The 24,028-nt window shown below is 69.3% G+C and carries 22 protein-coding genes; 8 read left to right on the top strand and 14 right to left on the bottom strand.

The features are described from left to right. The first annotated feature begins 39 nt into the window (after positions 1–39). Entirely contained in the window at positions 40–1,521 is a 1,482-nt protein-coding gene (gene xylB, locus DFS13_RS13065; RefSeq protein WP_006485856.1) for a xylulokinase, read from the top strand. 63 nt (positions 1,522–1,584) lie between these two features. Further along, positions 1,585–2,598, top strand: a complete 1,014-nt coding sequence (locus DFS13_RS13060) for a sugar-binding transcriptional regulator (RefSeq protein WP_077019627.1) — start codon at positions 1,585–1,587, stop codon at positions 2,596–2,598. Between the two features lie 28 nt (positions 2,599–2,626). Here the strand turns inward: DFS13_RS13060 and DFS13_RS13055 are convergent, their stop codons facing one another. Next, on the bottom strand, positions 2,627–3,850 hold the full coding sequence (locus DFS13_RS13055) for an MFS transporter (RefSeq protein ID WP_006484672.1): 1,224 nt from the start codon (positions 3,848–3,850) through the stop codon (positions 2,627–2,629). Next, positions 3,847–5,043 (bottom strand): serine hydrolase, encoded by a 1,197-nt coding sequence (locus DFS13_RS13050; protein ID WP_048988961.1) that lies wholly within the window; start codon positions 5,041–5,043, stop codon positions 3,847–3,849. Before DFS13_RS13050 ends, DFS13_RS13055 begins: the two co-directional genes overlap by 4 nt. Before the next feature lie 113 nt (positions 5,044–5,156). On the opposite strand from DFS13_RS13050, the gene DFS13_RS13045 reads away from it, so the two are divergent. Then, entirely contained in the window at positions 5,157–6,041 is an 885-nt protein-coding gene (locus DFS13_RS13045) for a LysR family transcriptional regulator (protein ID WP_006484673.1), read from the top strand. A 14-nt stretch (positions 6,042–6,055) separates the two neighbouring features. Here the strand turns inward: DFS13_RS13045 and DFS13_RS13040 are convergent, their stop codons facing one another. The 8 genes from DFS13_RS13040 to DFS13_RS13005 all read right to left on the bottom strand — a co-directional run bounded on the left by DFS13_RS13040 (position 6,056) and on the right by DFS13_RS13005 (position 14,380). Next, positions 6,056–7,165, bottom strand: coding sequence for an ABC transporter ATP-binding protein (locus DFS13_RS13040; RefSeq protein ID WP_111441800.1), 1,110 nt, complete (start codon positions 7,163–7,165; stop codon positions 6,056–6,058). A gap of 55 nt (positions 7,166–7,220) precedes the next feature. After that, positions 7,221–7,919, bottom strand: coding sequence for an HAD family phosphatase (locus tag DFS13_RS13035; RefSeq protein ID WP_006496495.1), 699 nt, complete (start codon positions 7,917–7,919; stop codon positions 7,221–7,223). Beyond that, a complete protein-coding gene (locus DFS13_RS13030; RefSeq protein WP_006484674.1) occupies positions 7,916–8,767 on the bottom strand; it encodes a carbohydrate ABC transporter permease in 852 nt (283 codons plus the stop codon). Before DFS13_RS13030 ends, DFS13_RS13035 begins: the two co-directional genes overlap by 4 nt. Further along, on the bottom strand, positions 8,764–9,717 hold the full coding sequence (locus DFS13_RS13025; RefSeq protein WP_006496497.1) for a carbohydrate ABC transporter permease: 954 nt from the start codon (positions 9,715–9,717) through the stop codon (positions 8,764–8,766). Before DFS13_RS13025 ends, DFS13_RS13030 begins: the two co-directional genes overlap by 4 nt. A gap of 113 nt (positions 9,718–9,830) precedes the next feature. Then, the gene (locus DFS13_RS13020) at positions 9,831–11,156 is read right to left on the bottom strand and encodes a sugar ABC transporter substrate-binding protein (RefSeq protein ID WP_048988958.1); all 1,326 of its coding nucleotides are present in this window, start codon (positions 11,154–11,156) and stop codon (positions 9,831–9,833) included. Positions 11,157–11,228: 72 nt separating this feature from the next. Beyond that, positions 11,229–12,581 (bottom strand): D-tagatose-bisphosphate aldolase, class II, non-catalytic subunit, encoded by a 1,353-nt coding sequence (locus DFS13_RS13015; RefSeq protein ID WP_006496499.1) that lies wholly within the window; start codon positions 12,579–12,581, stop codon positions 11,229–11,231. Beyond that, entirely contained in the window at positions 12,569–13,525 is a 957-nt protein-coding gene (locus tag DFS13_RS13010) for a sugar kinase (RefSeq protein WP_006496500.1), read from the bottom strand. The genes DFS13_RS13015 and DFS13_RS13010 overlap by 13 nt, the downstream gene beginning before the upstream one ends. 78 nt (positions 13,526–13,603) lie before the next feature. Then, positions 13,604–14,380: an L-iditol 2-dehydrogenase gene (locus DFS13_RS13005; RefSeq protein ID WP_048988957.1), complete on the bottom strand. Its 777-nt coding sequence runs from the start codon at positions 14,378–14,380 to the stop codon at positions 13,604–13,606. A gap of 328 nt (positions 14,381–14,708) precedes the next feature. Between DFS13_RS13005 and DFS13_RS13000 the strand changes: the two genes are divergently transcribed. Genes DFS13_RS13000 through DFS13_RS12985 form a run of 4 tightly spaced genes read left to right on the top strand, consistent with a single transcriptional unit; the run spans position 14,709 to position 17,803 of the window. Next, positions 14,709–15,170, top strand: a complete 462-nt coding sequence (locus DFS13_RS13000) for a Fur family transcriptional regulator (protein ID WP_006483754.1) — start codon at positions 14,709–14,711, stop codon at positions 15,168–15,170. A gap of 44 nt (positions 15,171–15,214) precedes the next feature. Beyond that, a complete protein-coding gene (locus tag DFS13_RS12995; protein ID WP_006496501.1) occupies positions 15,215–16,126 on the top strand; it encodes a metal ABC transporter solute-binding protein in 912 nt (303 codons plus the stop codon). 17 nt (positions 16,127–16,143) lie between these two features. Beyond that, entirely contained in the window at positions 16,144–17,028 is an 885-nt protein-coding gene (locus tag DFS13_RS12990; protein ID WP_006496502.1) for an ABC transporter ATP-binding protein, read from the top strand. Beyond that, on the top strand, positions 17,021–17,803 hold the full coding sequence (locus DFS13_RS12985) for a metal ABC transporter permease (RefSeq protein WP_006483758.1): 783 nt from the start codon (positions 17,021–17,023) through the stop codon (positions 17,801–17,803). The genes DFS13_RS12990 and DFS13_RS12985 overlap by 8 nt, the downstream gene beginning before the upstream one ends. Positions 17,804–17,936: 133 nt before the next feature. Here DFS13_RS12985 and fghA read toward each other — a convergent pair whose 3' ends face one another. The 3 genes from fghA to DFS13_RS12970 form a co-directional block, all read right to left on the bottom strand. After that, the gene (gene fghA, locus DFS13_RS12980; RefSeq protein ID WP_006483753.1) at positions 17,937–18,785 is read right to left on the bottom strand and encodes an S-formylglutathione hydrolase; all 849 of its coding nucleotides are present in this window, start codon (positions 18,783–18,785) and stop codon (positions 17,937–17,939) included. Positions 18,786–18,801: 16 nt separating this feature from the next. Further along, a complete protein-coding gene (locus tag DFS13_RS12975) occupies positions 18,802–19,908 on the bottom strand; it encodes an S-(hydroxymethyl)glutathione dehydrogenase/class III alcohol dehydrogenase (RefSeq protein ID WP_006483756.1) in 1,107 nt (368 codons plus the stop codon). 214 nt (positions 19,909–20,122) lie between these two features. Beyond that, entirely contained in the window at positions 20,123–21,604 is a 1,482-nt protein-coding gene (locus DFS13_RS12970; protein ID WP_111441799.1) for a xylulokinase, read from the bottom strand. A 439-nt stretch (positions 21,605–22,043) separates the two neighbouring features. Here DFS13_RS12970 and DFS13_RS12965 point away from each other — a divergent pair, with 439 nt between their 5' ends. Next, complete coding sequence (locus DFS13_RS12965) at positions 22,044–23,417, top strand: nucleobase:cation symporter-2 family protein (RefSeq protein ID WP_077189699.1); 1,374 nt, start codon at positions 22,044–22,046, stop codon at positions 23,415–23,417. A gap of 115 nt (positions 23,418–23,532) precedes the next feature. Here DFS13_RS12965 and DFS13_RS39875 read toward each other — a convergent pair whose 3' ends face one another. Then, a complete protein-coding gene (locus DFS13_RS39875; RefSeq protein WP_134163182.1) occupies positions 23,533–23,844 on the bottom strand; it encodes a hypothetical protein in 312 nt (103 codons plus the stop codon). Positions 23,845–24,028: the final 184 nt, after the last annotated feature.

Genomic DNA, 24,028 nt, shown 5'->3' with positions numbered 1-24,028 from the left:
GCTAAAGTAGCGGCTCCTCTCTGACGGAACGGATCGCTCATGTATCTCGGCATCGACCTCGGCACCTCGGAAGTGAAGGTGCTGCTGCTCGCCCCGGACGGCGCGGTCGTCGGCACCGCCGGCTCGCCGTTCAGCGTGTCGCGACCTCATCCGCGCTGGGCCGAACAGCATCCGGACGACTGGTGGCGAGGCACGCTCGCCGCGCTCGCCGCGCTGCGCGAACGGCACCCGCAGGCGTTCGCGCAGGTACGCGGCATCGGCCTGTCGGGCCAGATGCACGGCGCCGTGCTGCTCGGCCGCGACGATCGCGTGCTGCGCCCCGCGATCCTGTGGAACGACATGCGCAGCGCCGACGAATGCGCGCTGCTCACCGAACGCGCGCCCGATCTCCACGCACTGGCCGGCAACCTTGCGATGCCCGGCTTCACCGCGCCGAAACTGCTGTGGGTCGCGAAGCACGAGCCCGACGTGTTCGCGGCGACCGCGTGCGTGCTGATGCCGAAGGACTACCTGCGATTCCGGCTGACCGGCGCGAAAGTGTCCGATCCGTCGGACGCGGCCGGCACGCTGTGGCTCGACGTCGCGCGCCGCGACTGGTCCGATGCGCTGCTCGACGCGTGCCGGATGACGCGCGGGCAGATGCCGCGCATCGTCGAAGGCAACGCGCCGTCCGGCACGTTGCGCGCGGACGTCGCACGCGAACTGGGGTTGTCCGAGGCCGTCGTGGTCGCGGGCGGCGGCGGCGACAACGCGACGAGCGCGCTCGGCATCGGCGCGATCCACGCGGGCGACGGCTTCGTGTCGCTCGGTACGTCCGGCGTGCTGAGCGTGGTCGGCGACCGCTTCATGCCGAATCCCGCGTCGGCCGTGCATGCGTTCTGTCATGCGATTCCCGACCGCTGGCAACTGATGAGCGTCGTGCTGTCGGCCGCGAGTTGCCTGCGCTGGGTCTGCAAGCTGACCGGCACCGACGAGCCCGCGCTGCTCGCCGAAGTCGAGGCGCTCGACGCCGACGCACTCGCGGCGGCGCCGCTGTTCCTGCCCTACCTGTCGGGCGAGCGCACGCCGCACAACGATCCGTACGCGCAAGGCGCGTTCTTCGGCATGACGCACGCAACCGACCGCGCGCACCTCGGCTACGCGGTGCTCGAAGGCGTGACGCTCGGCCTCGCCGACGGTCTCGACGCGCTGCACGCGGCCGGCGTCGAGACCGACCAGTTGTCGCTGATCGGCGGCGGCGCGCGCAGCGCGTTCTGGGCGCAACTGATCGCGGACGCGCTGAACGTGCGCACGCGTCAGCACGGCGGCGGCGAAACCGGCGCGGCGCTCGGCGCGGCACGGCTCGGCTGGCTGGCCGTCGGCGGCGATCCGCATACGGTGCTGACCAAGCCGCCGGTACGCGCCGAATACGCGCCGGACGCCGCCCGCCATGCGCGGCTGCGCGAACGCCTCGACGCTTTCCGCACGCTGTACCGCCACGTGCGGCCGCTGTACGAACCGTCGCGCGCACGACTCGCGTAGGCGCCGCGCTCGCGCGACCGGCCGCCGGCCGCGCGCGCGACATGCGGTACAGTGGATGCCGTCATGCGGCCCGCCGGCCGGTCCGCGGGGCGGCCCCCAGATCCGAACCGAATCGCTATCGTGTCCAAGTCCTCAGAAAAACTCGATCTCGCCACGCGCGCCGCGTGGCTCTATTACGTCGCGGGCGACACGCAGAACGAAATCGCCGAAAAGCTGCAGGTGTCGCGCCCCGTCGCACAGCGCCTCGTCGCGTTCGCGGTCGAGAAGAACCTGATCCGTGTGCGCGTCGACCATCGGCTCGCCGACTGTCTCGATCTCGGCGCGCAACTGTCGAAACGCTACGGCCTCGCGATGTGCGAAGTCGTGCCGGTCGACGCCGATGCGCCCGACGCGATCGACCGCAAGCTCGCGGTCGCCGGCGCGCAGGTGATGGAGCGCTACCTGAACGAAACGCGGCCGATGGTGATCGCGGTCAGCAGCGGCCGGACGCTGAAGGCCGCGGTCGCGCAGATCGCGCAAATCGACCGCCCGCAGCACCGGCTCGTATCGATGGTCGGCGCGATCGCGGCCGACGGCTCGTCGAACCGCTACGACGTCGCGCAGTACATCTCCGAGAAAACCGGCAGCAAGCACTTCCTGCTGCCCGCGCCGCTGTTCGCGGACAGCGACGCCGAACGCGCGCAGTGGTGCAATCACCGGCTGTACCGGATCGTCGAGGCGCTGTCGGGCAAGGCCGACGTCGCGTTCGTCGGGATCGGCAACATCGGCCCGCACTGCCCGCTCTACGAAGACGGCTTCATCACCGAACAGGAGCGCGACGAGATGACCGCGCTCGGCGCGGTGGCCGAACTGCTCGGCGTGCCGATCGACGCGCAGGGCACGCAGATCACCGTGTCGACCAGCGCGCGCGTGACGAGCGTCGCGCTCGCCACGCCGCCGAAGCTGCCCACGATCGCGTTCGCCGGCGGCCCGAAGAAACACGACGCGGTGATTGCCGCGCTGCGCGGCGGCTGGCTGTCGGGGCTCGTCACCGACGAAACCTGCGCGCGCGCCGCGCTCGCCGCGAAGGCGGCCTGACGCCGACGTCGCCATCGCGCACGCCGGCTCAGGCCGCGCGCGGTGCCGGAAATGCATGGCGGCGGGCCCGCCACGCGCCGACCCACGCCAGCGCCAGCAGCACGACGAGCACCCACGGAATCGCGCCGGCGCCCGTCGCGCCGAGCAGCATCCCGCCTGCGATGCCGCCACCGGCGATCGCGAGATTCCAGACCGTCACGAGCATCGACTGCGCGACGTCGGCCGATTCCCCCGCCGCGTTCGCGGTGGCCGTCTGGAACAGCGTCGGCGCGCCGCCGAACGCGAGCCCCCACAGCACGACGCCCGCATAGACGACCGTCATCCCCGAGCCGGCGCCGAGCATCGCCGCCGCCAGCGCGAACAGCGCGATGCTGGCGAGCGTCAGGCGTCGCTGCGCGGCGCCGATCCACGCGCCCGTCAGCGCGATGCCGACCAGCGACGCGACGCCGAACACGAACAGCACCACGTCGACCTGCGCGCCCATCCGCACGCCCGCGAGGAACGGCGCGACGTACGTGTACAGCAGGTTGTGCGCGAGCACGTACGCGAACATCACCGCCAGCACCGGCCGCACGCCGGGCAGCGTCATCACGCCGAGCACCGGCTCGCGCGCGCCGGCCGCCTGCCCCGGATAGTCGGGCACACGCAGCCGGATCCAGCCGATCAGCACGAGCGCCGCGAGCGTGATGCCCGCGAACGCGATGCGCCAGCCGAACATCGCGCCGAGCGCGGTGCCCGCCGGAATGCCGATCGACATCGCCGCCGGTATGCCGAGCATCGCGATCGCGATCGCACGGCCGCGCAGCGACGGGTCGACCAGCCGGCTCGCGTAGCCCGCGAGCAGCGCCCACAGCAGCCCGGCCGACATCCCCGCGACGAAGCGCGCCGCCAATGTGAGCGCGTAATACGGCGACCCGGCCGTCAGCGCATTCGAGACGACGAAGCCGGCCAGCGCCGCGAGCAGCAGCCGGCGCCGGCGCATCGCACGGGTCGCGGCGACGAGCGGGATCGCCGCGACGATCGAGCCGAGCGCGTAGACGGTCACCAGTTGGCCGATCAGCGCCTCGGTCACGTGCAGGTCGGCGCTCATCAGCGGCAGCAGGCCGGCCGGCAGGGCTTCGGTGAGCACCGTGATGAAGCCGGCGGTGGCGAGCGCGAGCAGGTTCGCGACGGGCAAGCGTGCGCGGGCCGGCGTGGACGGATCTGCCACACGATCGATGGCGCGGTCGGAGACGGATGCGCACTCGCTCATCGCGCGCTCCGGTCGCCGACGCCATACACCGCATCGCGCACGTCGGTGACGATGCGCCCGTGCATCCCTTCGTACAACGTATTGGTCAGCGCGACGACCGTCAGCCCGGCCGCGCGGTCGACGAACCACGCATGCCCGTACGCACCGCCCCAGCGCCAGGTACCGACCGACTCCGGCGATTGCGCGGCCACCGGGTCGTGCAGCACGGAAAAGCCGAGCCCGAAGCCAAACCCCGGCGCGTCGGGCAGGTCGTGCGCACCAGGCTGCACCCGCGCCATCTCGTCGATCCAGCGCGGTGCGAGCCAGCCGTCGAGGCCCGTGCGCAGCGTATCGAGCAGCGTCAGGCAATCGTGCGCGGTGCCGACCATGCCCGCGCCACCCGACGGCCACGCGGTCGCATCGAACGCGCGCGCCGGCTCGAAGCGGATGCCCACCGTGCCGTCGAATACCGGCACGAGATCGTCGTCCGCCATCCGGCGCGGCACGTCGGGCGTACTGACGTAAGGCGTCGCCAGACGCGCCGCGTCATGCGTGAAAAATGCCGTGTCGGTCATCCCGAGCGGCGTCGTCACGAGCGCCGCCACGGCGTCCGCGAGCGGCCGGCCGTCGACCGCCTCGATCAGCGCACCGACCACGTCGGTCGCAAGCGAGTAGCCCCACGACGTGCCGGGCGCGAACTGCAGCGGCACGCCGGCGATGCGCCGGACGTTCTCGGCGAGCGACAGGCTCGCGCGGTCCATCCCGTCGGACACGCCCGCGCGCGCATACGGGCCGTCGGCGTCGGCTTCGAGAAAGCGATAGCCGAGCCCGGCCGTATGCGACAGCAGATGCCGCAGCGTGATGTTCGCCGGCGTGCCGTCCGCGAGCGTCGGCGTGAACGCGGGCAGCCAGCGCGCGACCGGCTCGTCGAGCCCGATCTTCGATGTCGCGACCAGCCGCATCGCGGCGGCCGTCACGATCGGCTTGGATACCGACGCGAGCCGGAACAGCGTGTCCTCGCGCATCGGCGTGCCGGCTTCGCGATCGGCCAGCCCGGCCGCGCGTGCATAACGCAATTCGCCGTCGCGCGCGACCAGCACGACCGCGCCGACCGCGCGCGCATCGGCCAGCGCGCGGTCGAGCACGGCATCGAGCCGGGCGCGCAGCGCGGCATCCGGTTCGGCGCGGCGGGCGGTGACAGGCAGTGATGACATGGCGTGACCTCGAACAGTGAAGGAACGCCCATCGTAGGGAGCCGGCACGAGAAGAAAAATCGGGTTAGAGTTCCGGACACTCCGGACATGGGTGTCCGTAATCGAGAACCTGCATGGAAAATCTTGGCGGCTTCGTCGTGTTCGTCCAGGTCGCGGAAACGCGCAGCTTCGTCGCGGCCGGCCGTGCGCTCGGACTGTCGGCGTCGGCGATCGGCAAGCGCATCGCGCGGCTCGAGGCACGCCTGAACGTGCGGCTCTTTCACCGCAGCACGCGCAGCATCACGCTGACGGCCGAAGGCGCGCGCTTTCTCGAACGATGCCGGCGCGTGATCGCCGAAATCGACGCGGCCGAGCGGGAACTCACGCAGAGCGTCGAGGCGCCGCGCGGGCGGCTGCGCGTGAGCCTGCCGACGATCGGCACGTTGCTGTTGCCGGTGCTCGCCGACTTCATGGCCGCGTATCCGGAGATCGAGCTCGACATCGATTTCAGCGACCGGATCGTCGACGTGATCGACGAAGGCTTCGACGTGGTACTGCGCACCGGCCATCCGACCGATTCCCGACTGTCGTCGCGGCTGCTCGGCCACTTCCGCCAGCACCTGGTCGCGTCGCCCGACTATCTCGAACGGCACGGCACGCCGCGCACGCCGGCCGACCTCGCGCAGCACCGCTGCCTGCATTACCGATTCCCGAGCAGCGGCAAGCTCGAGATCTGGCCGCTGCGCGCGCCGCGCGCCGGCACGCCGCCGGAGGTACCCGTCTCGATGGTCAGCAACAACGCCGAGACGCGCCTGTGCTTCGCGCTGCGCGGGCTCGGCATCGCGTGCCTGCCCGAGTTCTTCGTGCGCGACACGCTCGCCGACGGCAGGCTGCGCGCAGTGCTCGACGATCACGTCGCGAGCCGCACGCCGTTCTACGTGCTGTGGCCGTCCGGCCGCCATCCGCTGCCCAAGCTACGCGCGTTCGTCGACTACATGGCCGAGCATTTGCGGCTGTAACCGGCGCGCCGCCGTCACGCCGCCTTCGCGTGCGCGCTCAGCCGCCGGAACGCCTGCCCGTTTTCGTCGAACAGGTGGCAGTGCTCGGGCTGCGCATGCACGCGCAGCGCCTCGCCGGTGCGGTACGTGTCGAGCGGCGGAATCCGCGCGATCAGCCCGTCCGGCGCGACGGCCGACTCCGCATACAGGTACGCGGCATCGCCGAGCGATTCGACCGCCATCGTCCGCGCGGCGACGCCCGCCGCCGCCGCATCGACCAGCAGGTGCTCGGGCCGCACGCCGACGGTCACCGCCGCGCCGCGCTGCAGCCCCGCCGCGTTGACCGCCACGCGCTGCGTCTCGCCGCTGTCGAAGCGCACGAGCACGCCGCCCGCATCGGCCGATTCGACCGCGCCCTTCAGGAAGTTCATCTTCGGCGAGCCGATGAAGCCCGCGACGAACAGGTTCGCCGGCGCGTGATACAGCGCGTTCGGCGTGCCGACCTGCTGTACCGCGCCGCCCGACAGCACGACGATCTTGTCGGCGAGCGTCATCGCCTCGACCTGGTCGTGCGTCACGTAGATCATCGTCGTCTTCAGCTCGTCGTGCAGCCGCGCGAACTCCAGCCGCATCTTCACGCGCAGCGCGGCGTCGAGGTTCGACAGCGGTTCGTCGAACAGGAACACCTTCGGCTTGCGCGTGATCGCGCGGCCGATCGCGACGCGCTGCCGCTGGCCGCCCGACAGCTGCTTCGGCTTGCGATCGAGCAGGTGGTCGATGTGCAGGATCTTCGCGGCCTGCTTCACGGCCTGGTCGATCTCGGGCTTCTTCGCACCCGCGAGCTTCAGGCCGAACGCCATGTTGTCGTACAGCGTCATGTGCGGATACAGCGCATACGACTGGAACACCATCGCGATGCCGCGCTTCGCGCTCGGCACGTCGTTGACCTTCGCGCCGTCGATCAGCAGGTCGCCGCTCGAGATGTCCTCGAGGCCGGCGATCATCCGCATCAGCGTGGATTTGCCGCAGCCGCTCGGGCCGACGAACACGACGAATTCGCCGTCGGCGATGTCGAGGTTCACGTTGCGCAGCACTTCGGTGTCGTCGTAGCGCTTCGCGATGTTGCGCAGGAGCACGCTTGCCATGATCTGTCTCCGTTCGTTCGTGATGCGCCGCCGTGCAGGCAGCGCCTGATCGTTGCTAGTGGGGCAGCACCGCGCCCGTCGCCTGCCAGCGCGCGACGTAGCCGGGCAGCTCGTGCATGTCGTCGAATACGTGACGCGCGCCGATGCTGCGCAACGCGTCGATCTGGGCCGCCGATGCGTGCCCGCCGCCGACGAAGCCGAGCACGGTCATGCCGGCCGCCGCCGCCGCGGTGATGCCGGTCACGCTGTCCTCGACGACCAGGCAATTCGCGGGCGCCGCGCCGAGCGTGCGCGCGGCCGCCAGATACACGTCCGGCGCCGGCTTCGGCCGCGCGACCGAATCCGCGCAGAACAGCCGGTCGCCGAAAAAGCGCGCGAGGCCGGTGCGTGCGAGCGCCGCCTCGACGTACGCGCGATAGCTGTTGCTCGCGCAGGCCGTCGTCAGTCGAATCGCGGCCAGCGCCGCATCGATGCCGTCGACCATCGGCGCGTTGACGGCCGCGGCCTCCACCGCGCGGCGGATCGCGTCGACGTCGTCGGCCGACAGCGTGCGGCCGACCGCATCGGCCGCCCCGGCCAGCACGCGCTCGATGCGCAGCCCGAGCAGCGGCATCACGGCCGGCCGCGCGTCGACGCCCGGCCAGCGCGCATCGAGTTCGCGCACGATCACGTCGGCGGCCACGGCCTCGCTGTCGATCAGCACGCCGTCGCAGTCGCAGATCAGCACGTTCACGCCATGATTTGCCGCGCTCATTTGACCGCCCCGAACGTGAGCCCGCGCACGAGCTGCTTCTGCGACAGCCAGCCGACGATCAGGATCGGCGCGACCGCGAGCAGCGACGCGGCGGACAGCTTCGCCCAGAACAGCCCTTCGGGGCTCGAGTACGACGCGATGAACACGGTCAGCGGCGCGGCGTTCGAGCTCGACAGGTTGATGCTCCAGAACGCCTCGTTCCACGACAGGATCACGAGCAGCAGCGCGGTGGACGCGAGCCCCGGCAGCGCCATCGGCATCAGCAGGTAGACGATTTCCTGCCACGTCGACGCGCCGTCGATGCGCCCGGCCTCCAGGATGTCCTTCGGGATCTCGTTGAAGTACGTGAAGGTCATCCACACCGCGATCGGCAGGTTGATCAGCGTGTAGACGATCACGAGCCCCGACACCGTATCGAGCAGGCCCGCGTTCTTCCACAGCAGGTAGATCGGCACCAGCACGCCGACCGACGGCATCATCTTGGTCGACAGCATCCACAGCAGCACCTTCTGCGTGCGGTGGTTCGGGAAGAACGCCATCGCGTACGCGGCCGGCACCGCGAACAGCAGCGAGATCACCGTGACGCCGGCCGAGATCAGCACCGAATTCCACGCGAACGCGAAGTAGTTGCTGCGCGCGAACACCTCGCGGAAGCTGTCGAGCGTCGGCATGAAGAACAGCGACGACGCGTACGCCTGCTGCTCGGTCTTGAACGCGGTGATCGCCATCCAGAAGATCGGGAAGAACAGCAAGAGCGCGATCAGCCACGCGAGCGTGCCGGGCAGCGCGCGCCGCACGAGGTCGAACGCGGCCGGCGCGCGCCGGCCCGAGAAGGTCAGGTCGCTCATTTCTCGTATTCCCCTTTCAGGTTGCGCGCGAGCATCCGCACGAGGAAGAACGACACGACGTTCGCGACCACGACGGCGATGATGCCGCCCGCGGATGCGAGGCCGACGTCGAACTGCTGCAGGCCGAGCGCGTAGATCAGGTACGACAGGTTGGTCGTCGCGTCGCCGGGGCCGCCGCCGGTCGTCGTGTAGATTTCCGCGAAGATCGACAGCAGGAAGATCGTCTCCATCATCACGACGACGGCGATCGCGCGCTTCAGGTGCGGCAGCGTGATGTAGAAGAACATCGCGATCGGGCCGGCGCCGTCGATGCGCGCGGCTTCCTTCTGCTCCTGGTCGAGCGACTGGATCGCGGTGAACAGGATCAGGAACGCGAACGGCAGCCATTGCCACGCGACGATGATGATCACCGCGGTCAACGGGTAATCGGCAAACCAGTCGATCGGCGTCATCCCGAGCGCGCGCATCGCGTTCGCGACGAGCCCGTACACCGGATGCAGGATCATGTTCTTCCAGATCAGCGCGGAGACGGTCGGCATCACGAAGAACGGCGCGATCGCGAGCAGGCGCGCGACGCCCTGCCCGTAGAACTTGCGGTCGAACAGCACGGCCATCAGCACGCCGCCGACCACGGTGATCGCGAGCACCGCGCCGATCAGCACGAGCGTGTGCCAGATCGCCGGCAGGAACGACGGATCGGTCGCGAGGAAGCGGTAATTGTCGAACCCGGCGAAGCCCTTCACGTCCGGGTTCAGCAGGTTGTAGCGCGAGAACGAATACCAGATCGTCATCGCGAGCGGAATCGACATCCACAGCAGCAGCACCGCGACGGACGGCGACACGAGCCAGCTCGCGCCGCCGCGCGCGCGGCGCGGCGCGCCGGGCGGCGACGACGCGTCGCCGACCGACGGCGCGTGAGCGTGACTCAGGGGAAGACGCAGGTGACGCATGATCGGAGTCCCTCCGGTTGATGCGCGGGCGCGAACGGCCGCCCGCCTGTCCGCCTCGCCGGCCCGCGCCGTGTGCCACGGCGCACGACGCGGGCCGCGCGACGGCTTGCGCGTTACTTCTTGTAGCCGGCCTGCCGCACCGCGCGGTCGGCCGCGGCCTGGCCCGCGGCGAGCGCCTGGTCGACCGACATCTGGCCCGCGACCGCGCCCGCGATCGACTGGCCGACCACCGTGCCGAACGACTGGAATTCAGGAATCCCGACGTACTGCACGCCCGTGTACGGCACCTTCTTCAGCGACGGATCGTTCGGGTCGGCCGTCTCGATCGCCTTCAGCACGAAGTCGGAGAACGGCGCGGCGGACTTGTACTCGGCGCGCTGATACGTCGACGTGCGCGTGCCCGGCGGCACCGACGCCCAGCCTTCGTCCTTGCCGACCATCTCGATGTACTGCTTCGACGTCGCCCACGCGATGAACTTGCGCGCGGCGTCCTGCTGCTTCGACGTTTTCGGCACCGCGAGCGCCCATGCCCACAGCCAGTGCGAGCCCTTCGGCGTCGCGGCGACCGGCGCGGCCGCGAAGCCGATCTTGTCGGCCACCTGCGACTGCTGCTTGTTGTAGAGCATCCCGGCCGCGACCGTCGCGTCGATCCACATCGCGCACTTGCCGGACGCGGTCAGCGTCAGGTTCTCGTTGAAACCGTTCGAGCTCGCTCCGGGCGGGCCGTTCTTCTTCAGCAGGTTCACGTAGAAATTGATCGCCTTCTTCCATTCGGGCGACGTGAGCTGTGCGTTCCAGTTCTCGTCGAACCAGCGCCCGCCGAACGTGTTCACGACCGTCGACACGTACGCCATGTTCTCGCCCCAGCCGGCCTTGCCGCGCAGGCAGATCCCGTAGGTGCCCTTCGACTTGTCGGTGAGCTTGTCCGCGAATTCGGCGATCTGGTCGTAGGTCGGCTGGTCAGGCATCTTCAGCCCCTTCGCCGCGAACAGGTCCTTGCGGTAGAACGTCATCGAGCTTTCGACGTAGAACGGCAGCGCGTAGAGCTGGCCGTTGTACGACAGGCTGTCGCGCGCGGTCTTCACGATGTCGTTCAGGTCGTAATCGGCCGGCAGGCCCGTGATCGGCGCGAGCCAGCCGCGCTTGCCCCACTGCGGCGTTTCATAGGTGCCGATCGCCATCACGTCGAACTGGCCGCTGCCGGTCGTGATGTCGGTCGTCGCGCGCTGGCGCAGCACGTTCTCCTCGAGGATCACCCAGTTCAGCTTGATGTCGGGGTTCGCCTTCTCGAACGCCGGCGACAGCTTCTTCAGCTCGATCATGTCGGGGTTGTTCAGCGTCGCGATCGTCAGCGTGCCGGCGGACGCCGCGCAGGCCGCCGTCGCGAGCGCGGCTCCGGCGAAACAGCGGGCGGCGGCGTCGAGCATCTTTCGTTGCATGGCATGTCTCCTGTGATTGTTCGAAATGTCGTCGGTCTTGCGTCGGTGTTGCGTCGTTTCCTTCGCGGCCCGTCATGCCGGCCGCTGCATGCCGCACGCGCGCGCATAGTGCGCGATCACGTCGCGTATCCGGTGGCGCACCCACGCGCGCGGCGCCTTCGCGAGGCCGCCCGCGCGGCATGCCGCGTAGACATCCGGCAGCCACTGCGCGACGAGCGTCTCCGGCACCGGCTGCCGCGCGAGGTTGTCGAACAGCTGCTCGACCGCGGCCGCGACGGCCGGCTGCAGCCAGTAATAGCGGATGCGGTCGCTGTAGCTGAACTGGCGCGCGAGCCGCTGCGCGGTCTCGTCGCCGCGGTAGTACGGCGCCCAGTGTTCGGGCTGCGCGCGCATCGCCGCATCGACGACGTCGCGCAATCGCGAGCGCTGCGCGACGTCGTCGATCAGCGCGTCCTCGATGAACGTCAGCGCGAACAGCGCCTCGCGCAGCGCGAACGTCAGCGCGGGGCCGACCTTCAACACCGCGAAGTGGTCGCGCACCAGCGCGGCGAGCGCCGCCTCGGTCTGGTAGTCGGTCGAATGCGCTTCGAACACGAGGCGCGGTGTCTGCAGGATACTCGCGCCCAGTGACGCTGCCTTGGCACTGTCGTAATCGAGCACGTGGCGATCGTCGAAGTCGACGCCCGGCTGTGCGACGACCGCGACGACGCGCGTCCACGCATCGTCGAGCCCGGCCGCGGAGAACGCGCGGCGGTGCGCATCGAGCGTCGCCGCGATGCTGTCGCTGCGCGTGACCGCGATCCGTGCGATCGCGTCGTTACTTGCGTCGCCGCTCACCTCGCCGCCCGGCGTCGGCACCTCGGTGCCGATCACGTAGACCGGCGCGATGCCGACGCGCGCGGCCGCGTCTTCCGCGACGCGGCACAGCTCGGCCGCGCGCGCGGCGATCGTGCGATCGTCGAGCCGTGCCGGATCGTCGGCGCACGCCATGCTCGCATCGAGGTGGATCTTTTCGAAGCCGGCTTCGACGTAGGCCGCGACCATCGCGGCCGCTTCACGCATCGCGTCGGCCGCGCGACGGTGCCGCCACGGATTCGGGCCGAGATGGTCGCCGCCGAGCACGAGCGCCGACGGCGCGAGCCCGCAGCGCGCGGCGATCGCATCGACGTCGCGACGAAAATCGGCCGGCGTCATGCCCGTATAGCCGCCGAGATGGTTCACCTGATTGCAGGTCGCCTCGATCAACAGCGGCGAGCCGTCCGCGCGCGCCGCTTCGCACGCGGCCTCCAGCACCAGCCGGTGCGCGCTGCAGACCGAATAGATGCCGCGCTGCGCGTCCGCGCGGTTCGCGTCGAAGATCATCCGCAGCACGGTGTCCGCATGCGCGGTGCGCGTGCGTTCGGCAACGGTCGTCAGGCCGGACATGCGATCCCCCGTTCGGTCAGGAAGCGGTCGATCTCGGCCGCGCTGCTGTTGCCTTCCATCGGGCCGCGCCGCGTGACCGCGATCGCGCCGGCCGCGTTCGCGCGACGCAACGCGACGTCGACGGCCAAGCCCGCGACGAGGCTCGCGACCAGCGTGCCGCCGAAGCAGTCGCCGGCGCCGGTCGGATCGACTTCGTCGACCGCGAACGCCGGCGCGTCGGCCCGGTGCGCGCGCTCGAACGCGACGCTGCCTTGCGCGCCGCGTTTGAGCACGACCCGCTCGAGCAGCGGATGGGTCGCGAGCAGGCCGGCGATCGCGCGCTCGGCCGGCTGCGGCCCGCAGAAGAACGGCAGGTCGGCTTCGCTCGGCAGGAACAGGTGGCACGCGGCGAGCATCTCGTCGAGGGCCGCGCGCATCGGGCGGAAACTCAGCATTTCGGGCCGCACGTTCGGATCGAACGACACCTTGGCGCCGGCGCGCGCAGCCTCGATCACGCCGCGCTGCACCGCGGCGATCGCCGATTCGCTCGTCAGCGACGAGCCCATCACGTGGAAGTAGCGGCAGCCGTCGAACATCGCGGTGTCGACGTCGGACGCATCGACGCACGCGGCCGCGCTGGTGGAAAGCGTGAAGACGAAACTGCGCGAGCCGTCGTCGCGATACGCGACGAACGCGGTGCCGGTCGGGCGGGCGACGCGGCGGATGCGCGCGACGTCGACGCCGTCGCGGGCGAGCCGCGCGACGATCGCGTCGCCGAACGCATCGCGGCCGACGCAGCCCGCATACGCAACGCGCGCGCCGAGCCGGGCGGCCTGGTCGGCGAAGATCGCCGGCGCGCCGCTCGGGAACGGCCCGGCGAACAGGCCCGGCGTATCGAAACCCTGGCCGCGCTCGGCGGCGACGAATTCCGCCAGCAGTTCGCCGGCGACGACGATCTCGGCCATCAGGCGAGCCCTCCTCGTGCGACGGCGGCCGCGGCGTCGCGGGCCGGCCGGCGGGTGGCGCGTGCGAGCGGCGCCACGTCAGCTCATCCAGTTGCCGCCGTCGACGTTCAACGTCTGGGCGGTGATGTAGTCGGCGTCGGCCGACGCGAGGAACAGCGCGGCGCCCGTCAGGTCGCCCGGCACGCCCATGCGGCCGAGCGGCACGGCTTCGCCCACGAGCCGCTTCTTCTCGCCGAGCGGCCGGTTCTCGTAGCGCGCGAACAGCGCATCGACCTGCTCCCACATCGGCGTGTCGACGACGCCCGGCGCGATGCCGTTCACGTTGATCCGGTGCGGCGCGAGCGCGAGCGCGGCCGACTGCGTATAGCTGATCACCGCGGCCTTGGTCGCGCAGTAGTGCGAAACGAGCGCCTCGCCGCGACGGCCGGCCTGCGACGACATGTTGACGATCTTGCCGCCGCGCCCCTGCTCGACCATCCGCTGCGCGACCGCCTGCATCAGGAAGAACAGCCCTTTCACGTTGACCGAGAACAGCCGGTCGAACACGTCCCACGATTCGTCGAGGAGCGGGCGCATGTCGAACAGCGCCGCGTTGTTGAACAGGATGTCGACGCCGCCGAAGCGCTCGACCGCCGTGGCGACGATCCGCTCGATGTCGTCGCGGCGCGTGACGTCGGCCGTGACGGCCACCGCGCGGCCCGGGTTGGCCTCGATCAGCCGCGCGAGCGAGCCGCCTGCCGGCTTCACGTCGACGAGCACGCAGCGCGCGCCCTCGTCCAGATAGCGTTGCGCGACCGCCTCGCCGATGCCGCTTGCGGCGCCCGTCAGGATCGCGACCTTGTCTTCCAGTCTCACTGGCTGTCTCCGGTTCGTTCTGCTGTACGACGGTCACGAGGTGAGCGAACGCTCGCAAACCGATCAATTGCTCTGTTAGTGATCGAATGATCGGATACGCGATACGCGCTGTCAAGACGACGCGACGGCTTTCTATGACGCGCTGCGGCACGGCGGCGCATGGCGACGCCCGGTCGCGGCCGCGCGGCAAGGTGCGGCGCGCACGGTGCGGCGCAGTGGGAGCGGTCATGAAGGGGACGAAGCGACGGCGGAACGCGGAATTCGCGCTGCACGGCGCGGCGATACGTTATATCATCGCGGTACTGTGTTTCATCGCCTGCTTCACGCCATGGCTACCTCATCGCCCATTGACGCCCGGCTGTCCCGGGCCGACGCATTCGCCGCCGAACACGGGCTCGCGTGGACACCGCTGCGCCGCCAGGTCTACGAACGCGTGCTGGCCGCGCAACGCCCGATCGGCGCGTACGACCTGCTCGCCGAACTCGAACCGCAGCGCGGCCGCGTGCCGCCGACGACCGTCTATCGCGCGCTGGATTTCCTCGTCGAGCACGGCTTCATCCACCGGATCGAATCGAAGAACGCATTCTTCGCGTGCTGCGAGATCGGCGTGCCGCACGAAGGCCAGTTCCTGATCTGCGATTCGTGCGGCGACACCGTCGAGATTCCCGGCGGCGACCTCGCGAAGCAGTTGTCCGCGAGCGAGCCCGCGCACGGTTTCGAAGTCCACCACCAGGTCGTCGAGCTGAGCGGCCTGTGCGGACACTGCAAGCGCAAGCCCGCACAGCGCTGACGCCGAATCGCGGCGTACGCGCCGCCCTTCCAACGAGGAGTTCCATGTCCATTGCCCTGAAGCGCGCGCCGCGGCGCGCCCTGTCGCCTGTCCGCTGGCTGGCCGCCGCCGTCGCCGCGCTGTCGTTCGCCGCGCCCGTGGTCGCGCAGGCCGCGACCGTCAACGTCGTCGCCGCCGAGAATTTCTACGGCGACGTCGCGTCGCAGATCGGCGGCCGCCACGTCGCGGTCACCAGCATCCTCAGCAATCCGGATCAGGATCCGCACCTGTTCGAAGCGAGCCCGAAGACGGCCCGCGCGCTCCAGCACGCGCAGGTCGTGATCTACAACGGCGCCGACTACGATCCGTGGATGGGCAAGCTGCTCGGCGCGTCGAAACAGGCGAAGCGCGCGACGATCGTCGTCGCCGATCTCGTCGGCAAGAAGGCCGGCGACAACCCGCACCTGTGGTACGACCCGGCGACGATGCCGGCGGCCGCACGCGCGATCGCGGCCGAGCTCGGCCGCGCCGACCCGGCGAACAAGGCCGAATACGAGGCGAACCTGCAGAAGTTCGTCGCATCGCTGAAACCCGTCGACGACCAGGTCGCCGCACTGCGCGCGAAGTTCAAGGGGGTGCCCGTGACGGCCACCGAGCCCGTGTTCGGCTACATGTCGGACGCGATCGGCCTCGACATGCGCAACCAGCGCTTCCAGCTCGCGACGATGAACGACACGGAGGCGAGCGCGCAGGACGTCGCCGCATTCGAGAACGATCTGCGCAAGAAGCAGGTGCGCGTGCTGATCTACAACAGCCAGGCCGAGGAGCCGATGACCAAGCGCATGCTGAAGGTCGCGCGCGACGGCGGCGTGCCGACCGTCAGCGTCACCGAGACGCAGCCGGCCGGCAAGACCTTCCAGCAATGGATGAGCGGCCAGCTCGACGCGCTCGGCAACGCGCTCTCAGCCGGCAAGTAACCGACAACCGTAACGTCATGACCGCCACTCCCCACGCCCTCGCCGTCGATCGCGTCACGCTCGAACTGGGCGGCCGCACGATCCTGCGCGACGTCAGCTTCTCGATCGAGCCCGGCGAATTCGTCGGCGTGCTCGGGCCGAACGGCGCGGGCAAGACGACGCTGATGCGCGCGGTGCTCGGCCTCGTGCCCGTGTCGGCCGGCACGCTGTCGGTCGGCGGCGTGCCGGTCGTGCGCGGCAACCCGTCGATCGGCTACATGCCGCAGATCCGGAGCGGCCTCGCGAACCGCCGGATGCGCGGCTACGACTTCGTCGCGATGGCCGCCGACGGCCACCGCTGGGGCCTGCCGCACACGAACGCGGCCACGCGCCGCGACGTCGATCGCGTGCTCGACCTCGTCGGCGGCCCGTCGCTCGCGCGCCGGCCGCTGTCCGAACTGTCGGGCGGCGAGCGGCAGCGGCTGCTGCTCGCGCAATGCCTGCTCGGCAACCCGAAGCTGCTGCTGCTCGACGAGCCGCTGATCAGCCTCGACCCGAACCACCAGCGCGGCGTCGTCGAGCTCGTGCGCAACGTGCAGCGCGAACTCGGCATCACCGTGCTGTTCTCCGCGCACGAATTGAATCCGCTGCTGAACGCGCTCGACCGCGTGCTGTATCTCGGCAACGGCGTGGCGGCGCTCGGCACCGTCGACGAGGTGATCACGAAACCCGTGCTGTCGCGGCTCTACGGATCGCCGATCGACGTGATGCGCGTGAACGGCAAGATCTTCGTGATGTCGGGCGACGTCGAGATCGAGAAGCACGATCACGAACACGAGGACGACGACGGCCATTCGCACGGCGGCGGCCACGGCCACCACCACCACGGACATGCTCATCCCGGGCATTCGCACGATGTTTGAATACGACTTCATGATCAACGCCTTCGCGGCGTCGGGAATCGTCGCGGTGCTCGCGGGCATCGTCGGCTACTTCCTGGTGCTGCGCGGGCAGACCTTCGCCGGCCACGCGCTGTCGCACGTCGGCTTCACCGGCGCGACGGGCGCGGTGCTGCTCGGCGTCTCGCCGATCTGGGGGATGGTCGGCTTCACGCTCGCGGCCGGGATCGGGATGGGCGCGCTCGGCGAAAAGCTCGCGGGCCGCGACGTCGCGATCGGCGTGATCCTGTCGGGCGCACTCGGCTTCGGCCTGTTGTTCCTGCACTTCTACACGTCGTTCGCGACGCAGGTCACCGCACTGCTGTTCGGCAACGTGCTCGCGGTCAGCCACGACACGCTCGCGGTGCTCGCGGGCATCGGCGCGGTGAGCCTCGCCGCGCTCGCGCTGATCGCGCGGCCGTTGCTGTTCGCGTCGCTGCAGCCCGAACTGGCCGAAGCCAAGGGCGTGTCGCTGCGCACGGTGTCGATGCTGTTCCTCGCGGTGTGCGCGCTCGCGGTGGCCGCGGCCACGCAAATCGTCGGCGTGCTGCTCGTGTTCACGCTGCTGGTCGGGCCGGCGGCGGCCGCGCAGAATGTGTCGACGCGACTGTCGACGGGCGTGCTGCTCGCCGCGCTGTTCGCGCTGTTCGAAGCGTGGGCCGGCATCGTGCTCGCGTATCACACCGACTGGCCGACGAGCTTCTGGATCACCGCGCTGTCGGCGCTCGTGTACGGCGCGAGCCTGTTGCGACGCAACTGATCGCGGCCCGGCGCATCGCCGCCCGGTGCCGATCAAAGAAAACGCCGGCGTGCCCGAGGGCAGCGCCGGCGTTTTTTCATGCGCTCGCAATCGCGTGCGGCGCGCCGTGTGCGTTACCGGCTTGCGCCCCTGCTCACCGCGCCAGCACGCGCGCGTGATGCGCGAGGTGATCGGCGATGAACGTCGAGATGAAGTAGTAGCCGTGGTCGTAGCCCGGATGGCGGCGCAGCGTCAGCGGCTGGCCGGCCTTCGCGCACGCGGCTTCGAATACGTCGGGATTCAGCTGGTTCGCGAGGAACTGATCGGCCAGCCCCTGATCGACGAGGATGCCGTCCGCGAACTTCGGCGCATCGGCGCGCGCGACCAGCTCGCTCGCGTCGTGCGCCTTCCACGCGTCGCGATCGGCGCCGAGATAGCCGGAGAACGCCTTCTCGCCCCACGGGCAGCGCGTCGGCGCGGCGATCGGCGCGAACGCCGACACCGACCGGTACAGCCCCGGATGACGCAACGCGAGCGTCAGCGCGCCGTGCCCGCCCATCGAGTGGCCGAAGATGCCGAGCCGCGCGCCGTCGATCGGCAGTTCGGCCGCGACGAGCTCGCGCAGCTCGCCCGTCACGTACGACTCCATCCGGTAGTGCGTCGACCACGGCGCTTCGGTCGCATCGACGTAGAAGCCCGCGCCGACGCCGAAGTCCCACGCATCCGTCTCGCCCGGCACGCCCGCGCCGCGCGGGCTCGTATCGGGCATCACGAGCGCGATGCCGTGCTGCGCCGCGTATTGCTGCGCGCCGGCCTTGATCGCGAACGTCTCGTCGGTACTCGTGAGCCCGGCGAGATAGAACAGCGCCGGCACGCGGCCGTGCGCGGCCTGCGGTGGCAGGTACACCGAGAACTTCATCGGCAGGCCGATGACTGCCGAATCGTGACGGTAGAAGCGCTGCTCGCCGCCGTGGCACGCATGCGAGGAAACGAGTTCGAGCATGACGATTCGCTCCCGGTCAGTACAGCACGACCGAGCGGATCGACTCGCCGGCCTTCATCAGGTCGAAGCCTTCGTTGATCCGCTCGAGCGGCAGCGTGTGCGTGATCAGGTCGTCGATGTTGATCTTGCCTTCCATGTACCAGTCGACGATCTTCGGCACGTCGGTGCGCCCGCGTGCGCCGCCGAACGCCGAGCCCTTCCATTCGCGGCCCGTCACCAGCTGGAACGGGCGCGTGCTGATTTCCTCGCCCGCTGCCGCCACGCCGATGATGAACGACTGGCCCCAGCCCTTGTGCGTGCACTCGAGCGCCTGGCGCATCAGCTTCACGTTGCCGACGCATTCGAACGAGTAGTCGGCGCCGCCGTCGGTCAGCTGCACGATGTGGTCGACGACGTTCTCGACCTCGTTCGGGTTGATGAAGTGCGTCATCCCGAACTTCTTCGCGAGCTCGACGCGCTTCGGGTTGATGTCGACGCCGATGATCTTGTCCGCGCCGACCATCTTCGCGCCCTGGATCACGTTCAGGCCGATCCCGCCGAGGCCGAACACGACCACGTTCGCACCGGCCTCGACCTTCGCCGAGTACACGACCGCGCCGACGCCCGTCGTCACGCCGCAGCCGATGTAGCAGATCTTGTCGAACGGCGCGTCCTCGCGCACCTTCGCGACCGCGATCTCCGGCACGACGATGTAGTTCGAGAACGTCGACGTGCCCATGTAGTGGAACAGCGGCTTGCCGTCGAGCGAGAAGCGCGACGTCGCGTCCGGCATCAGGCCCTTGCCCTGCGTCGCGCGGATCTTCTGGCACAGGTTGGTCTTGCGCGACAGGCAGAACTTGCACTCGCGGCATTCGGGCGTGTAGAGCGGAATCACGTGGTCGCCCTTCCTCACGGTGCCGACGCCGGGGCCGACGTCGACCACCACGCCCGCGCCTTCATGGCCGAGGATCGCCGGGAAGATCCCTTCCGGATCGGCGCCCGACAGCGTGTAGTAGTCGGTGTGGCAGATGCCCGTCGCCTTCACTTCGATCAGCACTTCACCGGCGCGCGGCCCTTCGAGATCGACTTCCTCGATCGTGAGCGGCGCACCGGCCTTCCATGCAATCGCGGCTTTCGTCTTCATCGTGTCACTCCTGTATGTCTGTGAGATCGGCCCGGGCCGGCGGATCGGCGCCGGCCGGGGTTTCGTGCAAAGCGGTCGAAGCCGTGCCGCGGGGCACGGCGAAAGAATCTCGTGCTCGCCATGATGGCCGCTCCCGCCGCGCATCGCGTGCGGGAAACGGTCGCCGGCTTGCCAGGATGCGTCATCGCTGACGCAAAAGAACAAGTGCTCGAGTTTAAACGCCCGTCGTGAACCATGCATCCGTGCGAACGTACAGATCGACGAAGCGCGCGTGGCGGGCAGCCAGCCGGCGATCGTCGTGCGGGGTCGCGACCGGCGACGCAGTCGGCGCCAGCGCGCGCAACGCATCTTCACGCCAATGTCCGATCGCGACGCCTGCGAGCAACGCGGCGCCGCGCGTCGCGGCGTTCGGGCAATCGATCGCGTGCAGCGACGCGCCGAGCGCGTCGGCGAGCAACTGGCGCCAGCGCGGATCGACCGAGCCGCCGCCCGCGAGACGCAGCGTCGTCACGGCATCACGGCGATCGGCGTCGCGGATCGCATCGAGCCCCGCGCGCAACGCGAACGCGACGCCTTCGAACGCGGCGCGCATCATCGCGCCGCGCGTGTCGCCGAGCCCGAGGCCGAGCCAGCCGCCGCGCGCATCGGGGTTCATCCATGGCGAACGTTCGCCGGTCAGGTAAGGCAGGAAGCACAGCCGCTCCGACGCCGGCTGCGCGAACGCATCGTCATATGCATCGGCCCATCGCGCGTAGCCGAGCCAGCCGCGCACGGCTTCGAGCGCGAGCCCGACGTTCTGCATCGCGGCCATCGTGTAATAGCCGCCGCCGGCCGCCGCACGATAGCGATGCAAGCCGCGCCGCGCGGGCGGCAACGCGTCCGCGAGCACGACGATCTGCCCGCCGCTGCCGGTCGTCAGCAGCGCGTCGCCTGCGACGGCCAGCCCGCTGCCGAGCGCCGCGCACGCGGTATCGGCCGCGCCCGTCGCGAGCGGCACGCCGGCCGGCAGGCCGAGCGCGGCGGCAGCCTGCGCGCCGAGCACGCCGCAGCGCGCGGTGGACGCACGCACCGGCGCGAAGCGGTCGGTCGGCAAGCCGAGCGTGTCGATCAATGCGTTGTCCCACGCGCCGTCGGGCGTCGCGAGCGCGGTTGCGCACGCGTCGCTCGGATCGGCCGCGACATCGCCGCCGAGCGCGATGCGCAGCCAGTCCTTCGGCTGCACGGCCCAGCGCGCGGCGCGCAGCGCATCGGGTTCGTGCGCGGCCAGCCAGCGCAACAGCGGGCCGGCCATGCCAGGCGCGACGGGATTCGGGGCGACGGGTAATCCGGCGACGGGCACTCCGGCGACGGGCGATCCGGACGCCGGCCAGCTCGCTGCATCCGCCTCCCACACCGCGCGCGTGTCCGGCCACAGCAGCGCGGGCCGCACCGGCTGGCCGGCCGCGTCGATCAGCACGACGCCATGCATCTGGCCCGAAAAGCCGATCGCCGCGACCTGCGCGCGCTCGTCGGCCGGCAGCCGCGCGGCCGCGCGCACCAGCGCCTGCCACCAGGTGTCGGGCGCGATTTCCGCCCAGCCCGGCTGCGGCGACGACAACGCATAAGGTTCGCTCGCGACCGCCCGCTCGACGCCGTCGGCATCGAGCGTGACGAGTTTGACGGAGCCGGTGCCGAGGTCGATTCCGAGCAGGCGCATGACGTGAGGGGGATTCGTATGAACGGATGTCGATGATAACGGGATCGCGATGTGCGCCCCGTTTTTTGCCGTCACGTCGACGCGTCGAAACGGCGCTCGGCCGGCGGGTTTGACCGGGCTGCACCTTGCACGCAAAAGCGGCCGCTCGCGGGTTAACCCGGCACGCTTTCCGCACCCCCCCTTTTTGCCACTATGCGGCCGACCCGATACACACCATAAAGCGGCCCATATTTGACATGGGGGCCGGCGCTATTTTGAAGCGCTATAAAACCGGTGAACCTCACTCCTGCGGCAGTTTCCCGATGATCGCCCCCCTGCTCCATGCCGAAATGGCATATCGAACCAGCAAAGAACGGAATAGAACCCAGTGCTCTTGTTGCATGGATTCATTCCGAATAACTTCGTATCACCCCGAAAACAAGATCATGGAGTGAGACAGATGCAATCGAACACGGTCCATCCGTGCGATGAGGTGCTGCCAACCGGCAAGCTGGTAACGCTTGGCCTGCAACACGTCCTCGTCATGTACGCCGGCGCCGTCGCCGTGCCGCTTATCGTCGGCGCCGCGCTCAAGCTGCCGAAAGACCAGATCGCGTTCCTGATCAGCGCCGATCTGTTTTCGTGCGGCATCGCCACGCTGATCCAGACGCTCGGCCTGTGGATCTTCGGGATCCGCCTGCCCGTCATCATGGGCTGCACGTTCGCGGCCGTCGGCCCGATGATCGCGATCGGCACGAACCCCGGCCTCGGCATTCTCGACATCTTCGGCTCGACCATCGCGGCCGGCATCATCGGCATCGTGCTCGCGCCGATGATCGGCAAGCTGTTGCGGTTCTTCCCGCCGGTGGTCGTCGGCACGGTGATCGCCGTGATCGGGCTGTCGCTGATGGAAGTGGGCATCAACTGGGCAGCCGGCGGCGTCGGCAACCCCGAGTACGGCAGCCCGGTCTATCTCGGCCTGTCGCTGCTCGTGCTCACGCTGATCCTGCTGATCAACAAGTACGGCCGCGGTTTCGTCGCGAACATCTCGGTGCTGCTCGGCATCGTCGCCGGCTTCGCGATCGCCTTCGCGATCGGCCGCGTGAACACCGACGGCGTCGCGCATGCGCCGTGGGTCGGCTTCGTGATGCCGTTCCACTTCGGCCTGCCGCACTTCGATCCGCTGTCGATCGTGACGATGGTCACGGTGATGTTCGTCACGTTCATCGAATCGACCGGCATGTTCCTCGCGGTCGGCGACATGGTCGATCGCCCGGTCAATCAGGAGCGCCTCGTGCGCGGCCTGCGCGTCGACGGCCTCGGCACGCTGATCGGCGGCATCTTCAATTCGTTCCCGCATACGTCGTTCTCGCAGAACGTCGGCCTGATCGGCGTGACGGGTGTGAAGAGCCGCTTCGTGTGTGCGACGGGCGGCGTGATCCTCGTGCTGCTCGGCCTGTTCCCGAAGATGGCGCAGGTCGTCGCGTCGGTGCCGCCGTTCGTGCTCGGCGGCGCAGGCATCGTGATGTTCGGGATGGTCGCCGCGAACGGCATCAAGGTGCTGTCGAAGGTCGACTTCGTGAACAACTCGCACAACCTGTTCATCGTCGCCGTGAGCGTCGGCATGGGCCTCGTGCCGGTCGTGTCGCCGCACTTCTTCTCGAAGCTGCCGCCCGCGCTCGCACCGATCCTGCATAGCGGCATCCTGCTGGCATCGGCATCGGCCGTGATCCTGAACATCGTGTTCAACGGCGTGAAAGGCGAAAAGGATGCGCGCTGCGAGATTCGGCGCGCGGGACACGACTTCGACGGGCGGCCCGCCGATTCGCACTGACGGACACCAGGCATGCGCCGGCTCGTGACGGGCCGGCGCTTGCTGCATGGTGCGTAAAAGGCCGCTTCACACCATCGAAATGTGCAGCACTGCGCGGCAGATCGCAGCCAGGACCTCATTTCCCTTGGCAGGGGCATTCATGCGGGCAACCGGGAAGGAAGTCGATTTCTACTCGTCGGCCATTATCCGGCACACCATTCAGATGATGCGACTTATAAAGCCTGGCATCGACGTCGATAGGGGCTCGACCAAGCCCCAACGTGACTAGCAGCCCCTTGACACTTTCCGCGCGTTGCTGCGCCAGCACGCGCGGCTGCCTTTCGTCAGCTTCGGCAACGCCGCCGACAGACGTACGATCAAGATTGGGATATTTGAGTTGAAGGTCTATCGCCCAATTGGCCAGCCTTATGAGCTCGTCGCCAGGCACTTTGGCAGAATCTCGTTCAAACGAAACGTCAAGCGTATGGACTGGGGAGCAGGCGAATGTTCCGGCCGAGAAAAATGCCAGCGCGATACTGACCTGCCCCCATCAATAGGGCCAATGGGCTTCTAGCAAAGTCCCTTTAAACCAGCTCCTGGAAAGCGGCAGGAGCATCCGCGGTTGCCCGATG

This window comes from Burkholderia sp. 28_3 (genome assembly GCF_003253915.1).
Lineage (GTDB): Bacteria > Pseudomonadota > Gammaproteobacteria > Burkholderiales > Burkholderiaceae > Burkholderia > Burkholderia cenocepacia.
The sequence above is the reverse complement of the archived record's forward strand: the minus strand, read 5'-3'. Positions and strand labels throughout refer to the sequence as shown.